Origin of the sequence: Rhizobium esperanzae, from assembly GCF_014197615.1 — a bacterium.
Taxonomy (GTDB): domain Bacteria; phylum Pseudomonadota; class Alphaproteobacteria; order Rhizobiales; family Rhizobiaceae; genus Rhizobium; species Rhizobium esperanzae_A.
This window is the reverse complement of record NZ_JACIFY010000011.1, coordinates 1-18044: the sequence shown is the minus strand read 5'-3', so window position 1 is coordinate 18044 and position 18044 is coordinate 1. Positions and strand designations below refer to the sequence as shown.

At 61.5% G+C, this 18044-nt stretch carries 14 protein-coding genes; 8 read left to right on the top strand and 6 right to left on the bottom strand.

The window, feature by feature from the left end:
- Nucleotides 1-89: 89 nt before the first annotated feature.
- Nucleotides 90-959, bottom strand: a complete 870-nt coding sequence (locus tag GGD57_RS15815) for an ornithine carbamoyltransferase (RefSeq protein WP_184471210.1) — start codon at nucleotides 957-959, stop codon at nucleotides 90-92.
- A 354-nt stretch (nucleotides 960-1313) separates the two neighbouring features.
- Here GGD57_RS15815 and GGD57_RS15810 point away from each other — a divergent pair, with 354 nt between their 5' ends.
- The 7 genes from GGD57_RS15810 to GGD57_RS15780 all read left to right on the top strand — a co-directional run bounded on the left by GGD57_RS15810 (nucleotide 1314) and on the right by GGD57_RS15780 (nucleotide 13414).
- Nucleotides 1314-3182: an adenylate/guanylate cyclase domain-containing protein gene (locus GGD57_RS15810; protein WP_184471208.1), complete on the top strand. Its 1869-nt coding sequence runs from the start codon at nucleotides 1314-1316 to the stop codon at nucleotides 3180-3182.
- A 76-nt stretch (nucleotides 3183-3258) separates the two neighbouring features.
- Nucleotides 3259-3936, top strand: coding sequence for a response regulator (locus GGD57_RS15805; RefSeq protein WP_184471206.1), 678 nt, complete (start codon nucleotides 3259-3261; stop codon nucleotides 3934-3936).
- On the top strand, nucleotides 3933-5315 hold the full coding sequence (locus GGD57_RS15800) for a sensor histidine kinase (RefSeq protein WP_184471204.1): 1383 nt from the start codon (nucleotides 3933-3935) through the stop codon (nucleotides 5313-5315). Before GGD57_RS15805 ends, GGD57_RS15800 begins: the two co-directional genes overlap by 4 nt.
- Nucleotides 5316-5413: 98 nt before the next feature.
- Entirely contained in the window at nucleotides 5414-8740 is a 3327-nt protein-coding gene (locus GGD57_RS15795; RefSeq protein ID WP_184471202.1) for a DUF2126 domain-containing protein, read from the top strand.
- 37 nt (nucleotides 8741-8777) lie between these two features.
- Nucleotides 8778-11195: a circularly permuted type 2 ATP-grasp protein gene (locus GGD57_RS15790; RefSeq protein WP_184471200.1), complete on the top strand. Its 2418-nt coding sequence runs from the start codon at nucleotides 8778-8780 to the stop codon at nucleotides 11193-11195.
- A 5-nt stretch (nucleotides 11196-11200) separates the two neighbouring features.
- Nucleotides 11201-12079: a transglutaminase family protein gene (locus GGD57_RS15785; RefSeq protein ID WP_184471198.1), complete on the top strand. Its 879-nt coding sequence runs from the start codon at nucleotides 11201-11203 to the stop codon at nucleotides 12077-12079.
- A gap of 114 nt (nucleotides 12080-12193) precedes the next feature.
- Nucleotides 12194-13414, top strand: coding sequence for a TadE/TadG family type IV pilus assembly protein (locus GGD57_RS15780; RefSeq protein WP_184471477.1), 1221 nt, complete (start codon nucleotides 12194-12196; stop codon nucleotides 13412-13414).
- A gap of 140 nt (nucleotides 13415-13554) precedes the next feature.
- On the opposite strand, the gene GGD57_RS15775 is transcribed toward GGD57_RS15780, so the two are convergent.
- Together GGD57_RS15775 and GGD57_RS15770 are read right to left on the bottom strand one after the other, a co-directional pair.
- Nucleotides 13555-14808 (bottom strand): TCR/Tet family MFS transporter, encoded by a 1254-nt coding sequence (locus tag GGD57_RS15775; RefSeq protein ID WP_184471196.1) that lies wholly within the window; start codon nucleotides 14806-14808, stop codon nucleotides 13555-13557.
- A gap of 21 nt (nucleotides 14809-14829) precedes the next feature.
- Nucleotides 14830-15261, bottom strand: coding sequence for a VOC family protein (locus tag GGD57_RS15770; RefSeq protein ID WP_184471194.1), 432 nt, complete (start codon nucleotides 15259-15261; stop codon nucleotides 14830-14832).
- Between the two features lie 124 nt (nucleotides 15262-15385).
- On the opposite strand from GGD57_RS15770, the gene GGD57_RS15765 reads away from it, so the two are divergent.
- The gene (locus GGD57_RS15765; RefSeq protein ID WP_184471191.1) at nucleotides 15386-15937 is read left to right on the top strand and encodes a TetR/AcrR family transcriptional regulator; all 552 of its coding nucleotides are present in this window, start codon (nucleotides 15386-15388) and stop codon (nucleotides 15935-15937) included.
- Between the two features lie 21 nt (nucleotides 15938-15958).
- On the opposite strand, the gene GGD57_RS15760 is transcribed toward GGD57_RS15765, so the two are convergent.
- The 3 genes from GGD57_RS15760 to GGD57_RS15750 form a co-directional block, all read right to left on the bottom strand.
- Complete coding sequence (locus GGD57_RS15760) at nucleotides 15959-16285, bottom strand: hypothetical protein (protein WP_184471189.1); 327 nt, start codon at nucleotides 16283-16285, stop codon at nucleotides 15959-15961.
- Nucleotides 16286-16388: 103 nt separating this feature from the next.
- Nucleotides 16389-17774, bottom strand: coding sequence for a sensor histidine kinase (locus tag GGD57_RS15755; RefSeq protein WP_184471187.1), 1386 nt, complete (start codon nucleotides 17772-17774; stop codon nucleotides 16389-16391).
- The coding region (locus GGD57_RS15750; protein ID WP_246713663.1) for a winged helix-turn-helix domain-containing protein at nucleotides 17771-18044 on the bottom strand (274 nt) is incomplete at its 5' end. The genes GGD57_RS15755 and GGD57_RS15750, both read right to left, overlap by 4 nt.

Here is an 18044-nt window from a genome sequence, read left to right as displayed (position 1 = left end):
CAGCAAAAGTGTGCAGCGGTTTTGAGCCCGGAATGCGTGAAAACAGCGAGATAGAGCAGTTCCGTGATGCGAAGAAAAACGGAATTACTCTAGGCGACAACCCACTCCATCAGCGCATTTTGCGCATGCAGCAGAAAGGCTTTGGCGGCGCGGCTTTGGCAGAGCGGATGCTCCATCGCTTCGGCCGTTACTTCCTCGCCGCGCCTCACCGGCGGGCATGGCAGGTAGATCGCATCCTTCCGCAGCCGATCGAGCAGATCGGTCCCGATCCGGTAGCCGGCAAGTGAGTCGCCGACAGCGTCACCCGGCCATGAATCGGTGATGACGACGTCGGCATTCAGCAACTCGCCCATATCGGTGCTCACGCGAAAACGCCTGTTGAGCAGCGCAGTGTCACTGACGTGCCACCGTTCGGGAAAGACCTGCACCACCTCGATCGGTAATGCGATCGAGGCTTCGGTCCAGGAGCGCAGGATATTCGCATCCGCCGCCACGCCGACGACCTTCAACCGGTCGATCGCGCCGCGCCGGCTCTCGATATAGGCAAGGTCGCCAAGCGTCTCGCAAGGGTGATTGGAGCGTGTGCGCGCGTTGATGACAGGCACCGGCGAGGCTGCCGCCACCGCCTTCAACGTCGCAAGCTCTTTCGTGCGGATCACCAGCATGTCGAACCAATTGCCGAGATAGCCCGCAAGATCGCCGGTTTCCTCCCTGACATTGAACCCGATCGGCGCATGCACGCAGAGACCGCCCATCGCCTGGATGCCGAGATCGAAGGCAGTCGTATTGCGCCAGCCACCGTCGTCGGCAATCAGCGCGATGCGTTTGCCCGCAAGGCTCTGCGGCATGGTGCGCTTGTCCCAGGCTCTGGCAAGCTCCCCCGCGCGAGCGACGATCGATCGGAGCCCGGCCTCCGGAACATCATGAAACTCCAGAAAATTCCGGGCCGAACCTGTCATCCCAATCCCCATCACATATGAAACCGCACTTACAATAACGCGGGCCGGCCTCAGGGCAATCGTCGAAGGAAGATGCCGCTGCCTTGCTATCCGCAGCAAGCGTAGTCGTCATGACGATCTCGGAAGCATCAAGAAAGCAGAACGCTCCTCTTTCTCCGATTGAGATCCATTTTCGCCACAAAGGATTAGCGACAAGGCCTATCCTTCACCCGTTTAGAGTATTGATGCAGATCAGCGACGCTATATTGTCGCGCTGCCGTGTCAAACCGCCCGAATTTCTTATCCGGGGAACGACTTCACACGACAAAAATCTAGAAAAGGCCAGACTGAACTGGGAAGATCCTGGGAGGGGTCATGGAACGACGGCTGAGCGCTATTCTCGCTGCGGATGTCGTTGGCTACAGCCGACTGATGGGCATCGATGAGTCAGGCACGCTGCAGGCGCTGAACCGCCATCGCTGCGAACTGGTCGACATTCGCATCTCGGACTACAAGGGCCGGATCTTCAAACTCACCGGCGACGGCATTCTGGTCGAATTCCAGAGCGTGGTGAATGCGGTTGCCTGCGCCGCCGAAATCCAGCGCAGCATGGCGGCCCGCAACGAGAGCGTGCCCAAGGACGAGCGCGTCGAATTCCGCATCGGCATCAATCTCGGCGATGTCGTTGTCGAAAACGGCGACATCTTCGGAGACGGCGTCAATCTTGCCGCCAGACTCGAGCGCATCGCCTCGCCGGGCGGCATCGCCGTGTCGGCCTCGGTGCGCGATCAGGTCGGCTCGCGTCTCAATCTCGGCTTCGATTTTATCGGCGAACATACGCTGAAGAACATCAGGCAGCCCGTGCAGGTCTATACCGTCACCCTGACGCCCCCCTCCTCGGCGAAATTGGTCGCGCAGAACCGCAATACCTGCTTCATCGCAGTACTGCCCTTCACCAATATGAGCGGCGATGCCGATCAGGATTATTTCTCAGACGGGATCACCGAAGACATCATCACCGATCTCTCGAAGATCTCCAGCCTGCATGTCGTGCCGCGCAATACCATCTTCACCTACAAGGGCATATCGGTGAAGGTGAAACGGCTCGCCCAGGAACTCGGCGTGCGCTACGTGCTCGAGGGAAGCGTGCGCATCTTCGGCAATCGTGTGCGCATTTCCGGCCAGCTAATCGATACCGCCAATGGCGACCACCTCTGGGCCGAGCGTTACGATCGCGACCTCACCGACATCTTCGCCATCCAGGATGAGATCACCCATGCGATCGTCGGCCAGTTGAAAGTGCGGCTGCTGCCGGAAGAGAAGAAGGCGATCGCCAATGAGCCGACCGCCAATGTCGAAGCCTATACCTATTATCTGCGGGGCCGCCAGCTCTCCCACACATGGACCAAATCCTATCTGCAGCTTGCAAGGCGCATGTTCTGCAAGGCCGTCGAACTCGATCCCGACTATGCCCGCGCCTATGCCGGCATTGCCGACTGCGACGCAGCGATCCGCGACTGGGCGCCTGACGACGTACCGCTGCGGCGCATCCTCGATATGAGCGCCCGCGCGCTCGCGCTTGATCCCGACCTTCCCGAGGCCCACGCCTCTCATGGCCTCGCCCTGCATCAGAGCGGTTATGACGACAGGGCGGCGGCGGCCTTCGAACGGGCCCTGGCGCTCGACCCGAATCTCTTCGAGGCGAATTTCCATTATGCCCGCTTCTTCTTCATGCACGGCAACTTTGCCGAATCGGTTCAATACTTCACCCGCGCCGCCGAGATCCGCCCCGACGATTATGTCTCGCCGATCCATTTGATGGCCGCCTACCATTCGCTCGGCCGAGCGGTGGACAGGGAAAACTGGGCCCGCCTCGGCCTGCTGCGCGCCGAGCGCGCGCTAAATCTCAATCCGGAAAATTCAGGCCCCGCCCATCGCGGTGCTTTGGCGCTTGCCCATCTCGGCGATGTCAAACGAGCCCGCGACTGGGCGGCGCGGGCGATCGCCATCGATCCTGACGACATCGTCGCGCAGTATAATCTCGCCTGCGTCTATTCGGTCCTCGGCGATGTCGACCAGGCGATCGGCCTGCTGCAGAAGCTGCTGCCGCACAGCTCCGTCTATCATATCAAATGGTTCGACAATGATTCCGATCTCGATAACATCCGCGGCGATCGCCGCTTCCAGCAGTTGCTCGCCGCCGCGATGACGCAGCGCGAACGGATCGAAAGGACCGCCAGCTGAAAGCGCCTTTTCGGGGGCGCCGTTGACCGGCGCATCGGCACCTCTGTAGTCTCGCTGAAAAACAGGGGAACCATCCGTGCGCATTCTGCTCACCGAAGACAATATCGCGTTGGCCGACGGCCTGTCGGCGATCTTGCGCGGCACGGGCCATGCCGTCGACGTCGTCCATGACGGCGCGTCTGCCAATGCGGTCATCGCCGCTGAAAATTTCGATCTTGTCATTCTCGACCTCAACCTGCCCGAAATGGACGGGCTCGATGTGCTGCGCGCCATGCGCGCCCGGCAGAACCAGGCCGCCGTCCTCATTCTCACAGCCCGCGGCACGCCGGAAGAACGGGTGAAGGGTCTCGATCTCGGCGCCGACGATTATCTGATCAAACCCTTCGACATTTCAGAATTCGAGGCCCGCGTGCGTGTGCTGCTGCGCCGCCAGGCCGGTCTGCGCTCGGCGACAGTCGGCTTCGGCGGCATCTCCTTCGACCTCACCTCCCGCACCTTTTCGGCAGGCGCCACGCCCCTCGATATTCCCGCCCGCGAGCTTGGGCTGCTCGAAATTCTTTTCATGCGGGCCGGCAAGGTCGTCGCCAAGGAGGCGATCATACAGTCGCTGACGGCCTTCGACGACGACATTTCGGCAAATGCCATCGAGCAGTATGTCAGCCGCCTGAGGAAACGCCTCTCGCCCTACGGCCTGACGGTCAAGACCGCCCGCGGCATCGGCTATTATCTCGATAAGCTGCCCGAGGCCTCATGAAAGCCGCCTATTCCCTCAGGCGTCGGCTGCTCTTCTGGCTGCTCATCTCCACTGCCGTCATCGGCACGCTGGCGCTTGCCGATACCTATCGCGAAGCGGTCCAGACCTCGAACATCGTTTCCGACCGCGTGCTTGCCGGCTCGGCACTGGCAATCGCCGAGCGCGTCGTCGTCGCCGAGGACGGGACGCTGCAGGTGGATATCCCCTATGTCGCGCTCGAAATGCTGACCTCGGCCGCCCAGGACCGCGTCTTCTACCGTGTCGACGGCCCGCCGGGCAAATTCATCACCGGCTACCAGTCCCTGCCGGTCCTGAAGAAGACGCCCCTGAATGCGGCCGCCTTCGCGGACTACACCTTTCGCGGCGAGCCGATCCGCGTCGCCACGCTCGAACGCTCCGCCTCGACCGGCATTCGCTCGGTGCCCTTCGTGGTGACGGTCGCCGAAACCACCATCGCGCGCCGGCAGCTGACGCAGGCGATCCTCGTCCGCTCGGCGCTGCGCCTCGCCTTCATGATCGCCGGCGCCGCCGTCATTGTCTGGATCTCGGTCACGGTGGCTCTGCGCCCGCTCTATAAACTCGGCGACGCCATCGGCGAACGCAGCCCCGACGATCTGCATCCGATCGAAGAGATCGTGCCGAGCGAGGTCGAGCCGCTGGTCGATACGGTGAATTCCTTCATGGTTCGGCTGCAATCGGCGCTCGATGCGCTACGCCATTTCACCGGCAATGCCAGCCATCAGCTGCGCACGCCGCTGGCGATCATCCGCACCCAGCTCGCGCTTTCCACCCGTGCCGGCTCGCTTGACGAGGCGCAGGCCGCCGCGCTGAAGGGCGATCAGGCCGTGGCGCATGCCGAGCGCATCCTCGCCCAGCTTCTGCTGATGGCAAAGATCGACGCGGCCACCGCCAAGGAGGCGCTGACCGCCTCCGCCATCGATCTTGCGGCAATCGCCCAGGAAATCACCGGCGAGCAGATCCCGACGGCTGCCGTCGCCGGCATCGATCTCGGTTTCGAGGGCGAGAGCCCGGCGATGATCCGCGCCGAGCCGCTGCTGATCGGCGAAATGCTGCGCAACCTTGCCGGAAATGCCATCGCCTATGCCGGCAAGGGAGCCGAGATCACCGTCCGTATCATAACAGCAGCCGAGACGATCCGCCTCGAAGTCGAGGACAACGGCCCCGGGATTCCGCACAACAAACTGGCGGCTGTGCGGGGGCGTTTTTCGCGCGGCAACGAAACGGGCGCGCCGGGCGCCGGCCTCGGCCTGCCGATCGTCGAGGAAATCGCCAATCTTTTCAACGCCGACCTGACGCTCGAGCCGGGCCAAAACGGCAAAGGCCTGAAGGCGGCCGTCACCTTCGTCAAGGCGACGTAAAAGGCTTTGACCCTCCTTGCTTTCTCTCGCTGCATTGCACACACTGATTTCGGGAACAGCAAGCCGCACAACGATGCGCGCCGGATAAAAAGAGAAATATGTCGATCAAAGCCAGCATCTATCATCTGACCCATTACACCTATGACAAGCCGGTCCGCCTCGGCCCCCAGATCATCCGGCTGAAACCTGCCTCGCATTCGAAGACGCGAGTGCTCAGCCACTCGCTGAAGGTCACGCCCGCCAACCATTTCGTCAATCTGCAGCAGGACCCTTACGGCAATTATCTCGCCCGCTACGTCTTCCCGGACCCGGTGACGGAATTCAAGATCGAGGTCGATCTCGTTGCCGACATGACGGTCTACAATCCCTTCGACTTCTTCGTCGAGGAAGAGGCGACCAAGTGGCCCTTCGGATACCCGGAAACGATCCAGGAAGATCTGTCGATCTACATGACGCCGGAACCGGCCGGCCCGCGCCTGAAGGCGCTGCTGCCGACCCTCGACTGGTCGCCCGGCCAGCCGACGATCGATATGGTCGTCGGCCTCAATGCTCGCCTGCAGCGGCAGATTGGCTACGTCATCCGGTTGGAAACCGGCGTGCAGACACCGGAAGAGACGCTGGAAAGCGCCAAGGGCTCCTGCCGCGACACCAGTTGGCTGCTCGTCCAGATCCTTCGGCATCTCGGCCTCGCCGCCCGCTTCGTCTCCGGTTATCTCATCCAGTTGACGCCGGATCTGAAGGCGCTCGACGGCCCCTCCGGCACCGAAGTCGATTTCACCGATCTGCATGCCTGGGCGGAAGTCTATTTGCCGGGTGCGGGCTGGGTCGGCCTCGACCCCACCTCCGGCTTGCTGACCGGCGAAAGCCATATACCGCTTGCCGCCACGCCGCATTACCGCAACGCCGCCCCGATTTCGGGCGGTTATTTCGGCGAGGCCGAAACCGAATTCGCCTTCGACATGAAGGTCTCGCGCGTCGCCGAACATCCGCGCATCACCAAGCCCTTCTCCGATGAAAGCTGGGATGAGCTCAACGAACTCGGCGAGAAAGTCGACCGTGTCCTCGAAGCCGAGGATGTGCATCTGACGATGGGCGGCGAGCCGACCTTCGTCTCGATCGACGATTTCCAGTCCGAGGAATGGAACACCGCCGCTGTCGGCCCGACCAAGCGCGAAAAAGCCGACAGTCTGATCCGCAGGCTGCAGGAACGCTTCGCCCCCGGCGGCTTCCTGCATTACGGCCAGGGCAAATGGTATCCGGGTGAAAGCCTGCCGCGCTGGACCTTCTCGCTCTACTGGCGCCGCGACGGCAAGCCGGTCTGGCAGAACCTCGATCTGGTCGCCGCCGAGGGCAAGGATACCGGCGTCACCGCCGAGGATGCCGAGACGTTTCTGACGACCATCGCCAAGGAATTGGCGATCAAGCCTGACATGGTGCAGCCGGCCTATGAGGATCCGGCCGACTGGATCGTCAAGGAGGGCAATCTTCCCGAAAACGTCGATCCGGCGAATTCGAAGCTGAAAGATCCCGAGGAGCGCAACCGTATCGCCCGCGTGTTTGCCCGCGGCCTCACCGTCCCCACAGGTTACGTCCTTCCGGTGCAGGCATGGAACGCCAGGGCAGCTGAAAGCCGTGTCTGGATCAGCGAGAAATGGAACACCCGCCGCGGCAGGATCTTCCTCGTTCCGGGCGACAGTCCGATCGGCTACCGCCTGCCGCTCGGCACCCTGCCCTATGTGCCCCCGGCGCGTTATCCCTACATCCATCCCGCCGATCCGACGACGCCGCGCCAACCGCTGCCTGACGTCTTCGTACCGGCCGGCCGCGCCATGCCGGAAGCCTCCTTTCATGCCGGCGACAGCAATCGCAGCCGGATCGAACAGACGCTCGGCGACATCGGCGGCGCCGTGCGCACCGCCATGTCGGTCGAGCCGCGCGACGGCAGACTCTGCGTCTTCATGCCGCCGGTCGAACGTATCGAAGACTATCTCGAGCTGATCGCCGCGGCCGAAAACGCCGCCGCCGAACTCAAGCTTCCGGTCCATATCGAAGGTTACCCGCCGCCGCAGGACGAGCGCATCAACGTCATCCGCGTCGCCCCGGATCCCGGCGTCATCGAGGTCAATATCCATCCGGCCTCCAACTGGAAGGAATGCGTCGACATCACCACGGCGGTCTACGAGGAGGCGCGCGCCACCCGGCTCGGCGCCGACAAGTTCATGATCGACGGCCGCCACACCGGCACCGGCGGCGGCAACCATGTCGTCGTCGGCAGCGCCAATCCGAACAACAGCCCCTTCCTGCGCCGTCCCGATCTCTTGAAGAGCGTCGTCCTCCACTGGCAGCGCCACCCCTCGCTCTCCTACCTCTTCTCCGGCATGTTCATCGGCCCGACCAGCCAGGCGCCGCGCATCGACGAGGCGCGTCACGACAGCCTCTACGAGCTTGAGATCGCCATGGCGCAGATCGCTGCCCCCGGCCGCGGCCAACAGCCGCTGCCCTGGCTCGTCGACCGCCTGTTCCGCAATCTTTTGACTGACGTCACCGGCAACACCCACCGTGCCGAAATCTGCATCGACAAGCTGTTTTCGCCCGACGGTCCGACCGGACGGTTGGGTCTCATCGAGTTCCGCGGCTTCGAAATGCCGCCGAACGCGCGCATGTCGCTTGCCCAGCAACTGCTGGTGCGCGCGCTGATCGCCCGCTTCTGGGTCAACCCGATCGACGGTAAATTCGTTCGCTGGGGCACCACCCTGCACGACCGTTTCATGCTGCCGCATTTCGTCTGGGCCGATTTCCTCGACGTGCTTGCCGACCTCAGCCAAAACGGTTTCGACGTCAGCCCGGAATGGTTCAAGGCCCAGCTCGAATTCCGCTTCCCCTTCTGCGGCGAAGTCGAATACGAGGGCTCGAAGCTGGAACTGCGCCAGGCGCTGGAGCCCTGGCATGTCATGGGCGAAGAGGGCGCTATCGGGGGCACGGTGCGCTATGTCGACAGCTCGGTGGAGCGCCTGCAGGTGCGGTTCGAAACCGGCAATACCGGACGCTACACCGTCACCTGCAACGGCCGGATGCTGCCGCTGACGCCGACCGGCACGTCAGGCGTCTCGGTCGCCGGCGTCCGGTACAAGGCGTGGCAGCCGGCCTCCGGCCTGCATCCGGTGCTGCCGGTCAACACGCCTTTGACTTTTGACATTTATGATACATGGTCGAAGCGTTCGATCGGCGGCTGCATCTATCATGTTGCCCATCCGGGCGGCCGGACCTATGACACCTTCCCGGTCAACGGCAACGAGGCGGAAGCAAGGCGGCTCGCCCGCTTCGAGCCGTGGGGGCACACGGCAGGCGGATATATCCCGCGTGCCGAGAAGGGTTCGCTTGAATTCCCGCTGACGCTGGATCTGAGGCGGCCGGCCGGGATTTGAGGCCGGGGGTAAGGCCGAAGGCTGAAGTTGGAGTTTGATGGGTAAGAGACCGGCAGTGGAGCGCAGGGGCGAGGCAGAGGACCGCATCGGCAAGGATGCGGCCTTCGACTATGCGCCGCTTCCCGGTATCGCCGACGAAATGGTCGACAACAAAGGCGTCGTCCGCCCGGTCTGGCAGCGTTTCCTCTCGCATCTCGGCGCAATGCCGGAAAAAGACCTCGCCGAGCGTTTCGCCCGCGCCGACCGTTATCTCAGGGATGCCGGCGTCTTCTATCGCGCCTACGGCAGTAAGGGGACCGGCGAACGCGCCTGGCCGATTTCGCATATCCCGGTGTTGATCGACGAGCGCGAATGGCAGGCGCTTTCGGCGGGCCTCGTCCAGCGGGCCGACCTGCTGGAGGCGATCGTCGCCGATATCTACGGCGATAACCGGCTGGTGGAAGAAGGGGTGCTGCCGCCGGCGCTGATCGCCGCCAATCCAGAATTCCAGCGCCCGCTCACCGGCATCCGGCCCGCCTCCGGTCACTATCTGCATTTCTGCGCCTTCGAAATCGGCCGCGGCCCCGACGGCAACTGGTGGGTGCTGGCCGACCGGACGCAGGCGCCCTCAGGCGCCGGTTTTGCGCTCGAAAGCCGCGTCGCCACGACCCGGGCCTTCTCGGATATCTATGCCGAAACCCCCGTCCATCGCCTCGCCTCCTTCTTCGGCGCCTTCCGCGACGCGCTGCAGGGCATGAAACATTCGGGTGACGACCGCATCGCCGTGCTGACGCCGGGCCCGGCCAACGAGACCTATTACGAGCACGCCTACATCGCCCGTTATCTCGGTTTCATGCTGCTCGAGGGCGAAGACCTCACCGTCGTCAAGGGCCGCGTCATGGTGCGCACCGTCGCCGGCCTGAAGCCGATCGGCGTGCTCTGGCGCCGGCTCGATTCAGCTTTTGCCGACCCGCTGGAGCTGAACCAGAATTCGCATATCGGCACGCCCGGTCTCGTCGAAGCGCTGCGCGCCGAGAGCGTTACCATCGTCAATGCGCTCGGCACCGGCGTTCTCGAAACCCGGGCGCTTCTCGCCTTCATGCCGACCATCTGCCGGCGCCTCCTGGGCCAGGATCTGCAACTGCCCTCGATCGCCACCTGGTGGTGCGGCCAGAAGGAAGAGCGCGAGCACGTCGCAAAGAATATCGAGAAGATGGTGATCGGCCCGGCCTATTCCCGCGCGCCCTTCTTTGACGACAACGGCGAATCCGTGCTTGGCGCGTCGCTGCGCGCGACCGCCAAGGATTCCATTACCGACTGGCTGAGTTCGGACGGCCCGAAACTGGTGGGACAGGAGGTCGTGACGCTGTCGACGACGCCGGCCTGGGTGGACGGCAAGCTCGTGCCGCGGCCGATGTCGCTGCGCGTCTTCGCCGCCCGCACGGCAAACGGATGGCAGATCATGCCCGGCGGTTTTGCCCGCATCGGCTCCGGCGCCGATGTCGCGGCGATCGCCATGCAGTCGGGCGGCGCGGCCGCCGACGTCTGGATCGTCAGCGACAAGCCGGTCGAGCGCCACACGCTGCTGCCGGCCGAGGGCAGCTTCACCCGCAACATGCCGGGCAGCTTGCCGAGCCGGGCCGCCGACAACCTGTTCTGGCTCGGCCGGTATATCGAACGCGCCGAAGGGGCGCTGCGCATCCTGCGCGCCTGGCATGCGCGTTATGCCGAAGCCGCCGATCCGAGCCAGCCGCTGCTCGCCGACGTTTCCGAATATCTGGCGGCCGTCGATATCGATACTGCCGAACCCGTGCCGGAAAGGCTGCTGCGCAACATCGACAGCGCCGTTTATTCGGCGAGCAATATTCGCGACCGTTTCTCGCCGGACGGCTGGCTGGCGCTCAACGATCTCGCCAAGACCGCCCGCCGCTTCCGCGTCAGCGTCACTGCCGGCGATGACGCCAGCCACGCGATGACGATCCTGCTGCGCAAGCTCGCGGGCTTTGCCGGCCTCGTGCACGAAAACATGTACCGCTTCATGGGCTGGCGTTTCCTCTCGCTCGGCCGCTACATCGAGCGCGGCCTGCACATGACGCGGCTGCTCGGCCACATGTCCGGCCCGGAAGCGCCCGACGGCGCGCTCGACATGCTGCTCGAGATCGGCGACAGCGTCATGACCCACCGCCGCCGCTACAACGTCAACACGGCGCGGCTGACCGTCACCGACCTGCTTGCGCTCGACCCGCTCAATCCTCGCTCGGTCCTCTTCCAGGTGAACGAGATCCACCACGAGGTCGAGCAATTGCCGAATGCGCTGATCAACGGCCAGATGTCGCCCTTCTACCGCGAGGCGATGCGGCTCCATTCCGGCCTGGCCGTGATGACGCCGGAGGGCATGGGGGTCGAGGTCTATCAACGGCTCGAACGCGAATTGGAACAGCTTTCCGATCTGCTCGCCCAGACCTATCTCGGGTGACGTCGATGCTCTACGACCTTTCTCTCCGTATGGGTTACAGCTACGACGTGCCGGCCTCCGGCGCCCGCCACATCATGCGCCTGATGCCGCTGTCGCTGACCAATCGGCAGCGCCTTGTCGCCGGCTCGATCACCGTCTCGCCGACGCCGGACGAGCAATCGCATTTCGTCGATTTCTTCGATCATCCCGCCACCTCCTTCATGGTGCGCGCGCCGCACGAGACGCTCGACATTCGCATGCAGGCCCGTGTGCAGGTGGAAAGCCAGCCGATCGCCGCTGATTTCTCGCCGCTGCTTGCCGATCTTCCGGAGGAGATAGCAGGCATCTGGTCGCTGGCGCCGGATTCGCCGCACCATTTCCTCGGCGACAGCCCGCGCCTGACGCAGGCGCGTGAGATCAGCGACTATGCGCGAAGCTGCGCCATGCCTGGTCTGACGGCGATGCGGATCGCCCATGCGCTCTGCGCCCGCATCAACAAGGATTTCACCTACGACTCCGAAGCGACGACGGTGGACACGACGCCGCTCGAAGCTTTCAGGCTGAAGCGCGGCGTCTGCCAGGATTTCACCCACATCATGATCCTGGCGCTCAGAAGCCTCGGCATTCCGGCCGGCTATGTCTCCGGTTTCCTGCGCACCATCCCGCCGCCCGGCAAGGAACGGCTGGAAGGGGCAGATGCCATGCATGCCTGGGTCAGAATCTGGTGCGGCGAGACGATCGGCTGGATCGAACTCGACCCGACCAACGACATCCCCGCCGGCATGGACCACATCGTCGTCGCCTATGGCCGGGACTATTCCGACGTCGTTCCCGTGATCGGCGTATTAAAGAGCTATGGCGGCCAGCGCGCTGTCCAAGCGGTCGATGTGATCCCGCTGAAATAATCCCAAAACTGGAAAAATCCGCCGATTCGTTAGAATTGAATGGACGCCGTAAGGGCGGCGTAAAGAAGTAGCGATGCCTAATGTAACCCACAGGGTCCATTTCGGGTGAACATGATGCGCACCTCCTTCTTGCATCCCTGCCTGCGTCGCATGTTGAGCGACCGTGGCGGCAATTTCGGTATCATGACGGCGATCATGATGCCCGTTCTTCTCGGCGTCGCCGGCATGGCGGTCCAGGTGGGCGACATGTTGCTCTCCAAACAGCAACTCCAGGAAGCGGCCGACTCGGCCGCGCTCGCAACCGCGAGCGCCCTGGCAAACGGCACGATCCAAACGTCACAGGCCGAAGCCTTCGCGCGGAATTACGTTGCCGGGCAGATGGCGAACTATCTTCAGAGCGGCGTCGACGTCAAGAACGCGACAGGTGTTAATGTACAGACGACGACGTCGGGTAAATCGACATCCTACCAGGTAACGGTTTCGCCGGGTTACGACCTCACGGTCAATCCACTCATGCAGGCGGTCGGCTTTACGACGCAGCATCTTTCGACGTCCAGCACGTCGGTCGGTGGTCACTCACAGAGCCAAGGCTCGATCTACATGTTCCTCGCACTCGATAAGTCGGGGTCGATGGGAGATCCTACCGCAACCGTCACGACGGAATCATACACCTATGACTGCAATCCTCACCCAAACAAAAAGGGCAAGACAATCTACGACACCTGCACCGGCACGCGCACGCGTTATTACACAAAGATAGAAGCGCTGAAGCTCGCCGCTGGCAAACTCTTTGGCCAGCTCGATAGCGCGGACCCCAATGCCGAGTATGTGCGCACAGGCGCGGTATCCTATGATATCGTTGAATACCCAGCCAGCAGTCTCGCCTGGGGAACTGCCGCTGTCACGAGCTACGTCAATGCGCTCCAGTCGGGAGGCGGCACGAATTCAAGCGGTGCCGTGAACACGGCTTATACGTCCCTCACCGCCAAGAACGCCGCGGGCAATGACGCCGAGGACGCCGCTCATAAGCTCAAGACCGGGCAAGTACCCAAGAAGTACATCGTCTTCATGACCGACGGCGACAATAACAATGATAGCAGCGGCGGCCGTTCCTATGACACCGCGACGAAGAAGACATGCGACGACGCAAAATCGAAGGGCATCGAAATCTATACGATTGCCTTTATGGCACCCGCAGGCGGGCAGGCGCTGTTGCATTATTGCGCCTCCGACGACGCCCATTATTTCCAGGCGGAAAAAATGGAAGACCTCCTTGCGGCCTTTCAGGCGATCGGTGCGAAAGCCTCCGCTCAGGTGACACGTCTGACGAACTGACAATCCGTCAGGCGAAAAGCCCTGAAAAAGAGCCGGGCCGCGAGAAGCCGCCGCACCGGGTTCTTGCTCGGCCCTATCAGGCCGAACTCGCAATTGCCTATTGGAACCTCGGGAAACGCACATAGATCAGCCGCCCTTGATCAGCGCCGCCTTCGTTTGATCAGTTCAACCTCCCGTGGCGTGGGCTTGGCCACCTTGTTGACGAAGACAAAAGCCGCGACCGCCAACAAGATTGCACCTAAAACGTAAGGTGCGCCGCCGAAGAGGATCGGCGCGCCTGGCGCTGTGAACATGAAGAAGACCGTCGCATAGAGAAGCGGGGCAATGATCGACGTGATCGAGAAGATTGACGTCATCGCTCCTTGCAATTCGCCTTGTGCCGTAGGCGGCACCTTGGCTGCCGCAAGACTTCTTAAAGAAGGATCGGCGAGCGCCTCCATGCAGCCGGCGACGATTACAACGTAGATCATCCAGCCTTGTGTGGCGAACGCATAGCCGAGGGCAGCCAGTGTGGCGAAAGTCAGGCCGATAGCGACCGCCCGCCATTCACCGACTCGAGCGACAACGCGTGGCAGCACCGTCGCCATCACGACCGCGCTGCAAAGGCCAACAATGCCCAGCGAGAAGCCAATCTGCTGCTGGCTCCAGCCGTAACGATAACTCGTTACGAAGGACCAAACCGCTGGATACATCATACGGCCGAGGACGATAAGGAAGAAGACAAACCCGATCCGGCCAATTCCCGGATAGTTCCTCATCTGCAGCAGTGCGCCTACAGGATTCGCCCGCTTCCACTCGAAGCGACGGCGATGTTTCTGCTCCAAAGTCTCCGGCAGCAAGAACGTTGCAATCAGGAAGTTTGCGAACGCCAGCGCCGCGGCGAAATAGAACGGCACCCTGGGTCCGAAGGCGCCTAGCAGGCCGCCGAGCATTGGGCCGATGATGAAACCAACGCCGAAAGCGATGCCGAGCAGGCCGAAATTCTTCGCTCGGTTCTGGTCACTGGAGATGTCCGCGATGAAGGCGGACGCCGTTGAGTAACTGGAACCCGAAACGCCGGCGAGCATCCGCCCGATAAACAGCATCGGGTAGGACCAGGCGATGGCACAGATGAAGTTGTCGATGGCAAAAGTGAGAACGGATGTAAGCAGGATCGGCCTACGGCCGAAGCGATCGCTCAAGTTTCCTATGATCGGCGCGAAGAAAAATTGCATCGCCGCATAGACGAAGAACAGCCAGCCGCCTTCGATCGCCGCCTGGCCAATGCTGACGCCCGTTAATTCTTTCAGGTAGGCCGGAAGCACCGGCATGATGATGCCGAAACCAATGTTGTCGAGTAGCAGCGTGGTGAAAACAAGCGCAAGACCACGTTTGGCGATTTTGGGATCGATCATGGTAGCCAGCCTCACCCCAATTCAAACGGGCTGGTCGCCGATGTGGCTGGTATAAAAGCTGATGCCATTGCCATCGGGGTCTTGCATCGAAAAATAATGGTGGCCGTATAGATTGCCGTCCGCCATAGCCGAGGGCGAATATCCTTTGTCGATCAGAGCCACCCTGTAGACTTCCAAGTCAGCTCTGGTACGTCCGGCGATCATCAGATCTAGCTTCTCACTGCTATACTCCGGTCTTTGCCCGTTGCGGCTGCTCAACAAGGCTGCGGCCTGATCGTCGTTCTTCTGAAACAGAAGCAAATGCGTGCCGCCGCGCAGTTCAACGACTGCTACTCCCGGAAAGGTGCCGGAAGCGCGGAGACCCAGACCGACATAAAATTGGTAGCTCGCATCGATATCTTGAACCTTTATAACGAAGTGGCCAAGTGCTGCGGCCGGCAAATCGGTTTCCATTTTAGATCCTTTCATGGTTTTGCTCTGAGACGGATCATTGCGGTGTTGATATCATCATGCTAAATCCGACTGTCTGGTCGAAAATTAAATACGACTGGCCAGTCGGAAAATCAAGAGGCTTAATTTGGCGCGGAAAAAAGAAATCGATCGAGACCGGATTCTGGATGCGGCCGAAGCCGTCATCCTGGCTTCCGGCGGCAGAAATCTCACGCTTGATGCAGTTGCCGAGCGGGCAGGCATCAGCAAAGGCGGCCTCGTCTACAGCTTTGCGACCAAGGATGAATTGATACAAGCGACGCTGGAACGAGAAGGTGAACGGTTTCAAGAAGCAGTTCGCCAGCGACTTGGCAATGGGCCGACTGGCCCCGTCGAACTGGTCCTCGCGCATATCGAGGAAGCTCTGAACGAAGACGACACCTCGACCCAAAAGGCGGCTTTTCTCATAGCGGCACTGGTCCACGCCCCTGAAAAACTGAAATCGCTGCGGCGCTTCTATAGTGAGCTGCTCGATACGCTGCGATCGGAATCCGGGGAGATGGCAGAAGTCCGTCAGGCAATATTGGCTGTTGAAGGCATCTTCCTGCTTCGAGCGCTCGGCTTGGCACAGGTATCGCAGGAAGAACTCAAATCCGTGCTGCTGCACGCGCGCGATAGCGTTGCCGGCTGGGTGCAGTAGCCCAAAACCACGATCTGTGCGCTAAACAGCTACGGCCATCGGCGCAAAATCCCCACCCCCGAAACACAAATCGAAATCCAACAAGTGCAAAGCGGGGAATGGTCGCAGGTGCTGCTTAGACGCCGCCCCGAGAATCTCGCCGGCGACCGCCAACGCCTCACTCGGCAAAGGTAAACCGAGATCATCGCTCGTCGTTGACGTCGCAAGGAGGGGCCGGACGATGTCGGTGTTCGAGGCAATAACGCAGACGGCGGTGAGATATTTCCAGCCGGTCTCCCACAGTGAGCAGTCGGAAATCTCTGGCAAGGAGGTTAATCGGAACACCATCGCCGCGCTCAAGATCACCATCGAGTTTCTGGCACTAGTCCAAAATCATCGCGTTCGACCGGTAGGAAAACACAGAATGCGTTCGGTTTTCTGAGGCGCTTCCAGCTGAGTTGGCTACGAGCTATCACAGCGGCTCCACCCATGTCGATGGCGGGAGCGCGCGTGGCAAGGAAACCAAACATCTTAGCCCGCCGGCCACAGTTTTCGAAAGATGGATTGATCCGCCATAGAGCTGGGTGAGTTCGCCGGCAATTGCCAATCCGAAACCGTCACCCGGGACGGTCTCGTCCAAGCGCTTTCCCGGGAGGAAGGCGTCTGAGATCGTCATCGGCGCGATGCCGGGGCCATCGTCTTCCACGATGATCGCGACCGTGCTGCCTTCAGTCGTCGCCGAGATGTCGACGGCGCCTGTAGCCCACTTGAATGCATTGTCGATCAGATTACCAAGGATCTCATCGACGTCGTCTTCTGCACAGGCCACAAAGGTTTCTGGATCCATATCGCAACGAACAGTAATGCCTCGATCGGAATAGATCCGCATAAGGACAAGCAGGAGATCGTCGATCCGAAACTTGATAGCCGTTCTGAGACCGGTTCCCCCAGCAGCGGTTTTTCGGGCGCGGGCGAGATGATGGCGAATGCGCCGATCGATCCGGTCGACCAGGTTGCGCATTTCGCCATCGGGGTCGTTCGCGGGATTCAGTGCCAGTGAAAGACTGGTGACCGGAGTCTTGAGGCCATGGGCGAGATTGGCAAAATGTAAGCGCGTGTCGGCGAGCCGCTGCTGATTCTGTTCGACTAGACGGTTGATTTCCTCCGTCACGGAACTCAACTCTCCGACGTCGACCTCTGGCAATCGTGAGAGATTGCCGGCCCTGATCTCGGAGACGCTCGATGTCAGTTGTCGAAGGGGGCGCAGACCGTAGCGGACCTGGAGCAGGATACCCGCCACCAAAACGATACCCAGCAACGTCATCGCGGGTATCAGCCACAAAAGCGCACGCCGTGCCGGGGCAGTCAGTGCTGATTGTGGCGCCGTCACCGCGATCTCAACAGTCTTGCCGTCGACGTTAGCCGAAGCGACGCGCAGGTAGAGCTGCTCTCCTTGGAACGGCATGTGATCAGTCGGCTGGGGCACCCCGCTCAAGACATGTCGCCAGTCCAGCGGACGGGGAGGACTGTCGATACTTTGACCAGCGAGTGACCTCGAGGCGATCCGCACCTGGCCTTCCGAAACCTGCCAGTACCACCCGGCGCCCCTGCGGTCGAACGGCGGACCATTCAACGAGGTTCTAACCGCCAACATTCCGTTAGCGTCTACGAAAAGGGCCCCTCGCAATCCCTCGATCTGGGTATCCAGCCGCTGGTCAATTTGTTCGCGAACGACGCCAGCGACGATCAGATAAAGAATGACCGAAGCGACGATGACGGTCGCAGTGACGAAAACCAGCGAAAATCCTACGAGCCTCCTCGATATCGAGGGCCGCTTAAACAAATCCAGTCCCTTCATGACGCCGCCGTTAGCATGTAACCGCGTCCACGGACCGTCTCGATCAACTCCGCTCCGATCTTTCGGCGCAACCTCGCAACGATCACCTCGATCGAATTGGAATCAACCTCGGCATCGCCTTCGTAGACCCTCTCGATCAGTTCGCGGCGATCGACGACAACTTCCTTTCGAAGCACTAGCAGGCTGTTGAAGAAGTCTCCTGTTTGGCCTTTAGTATGGCCTCGTCGCCGTTGTGGTATGCGAACGTGATTTCGATCGTGCCATCGTCGA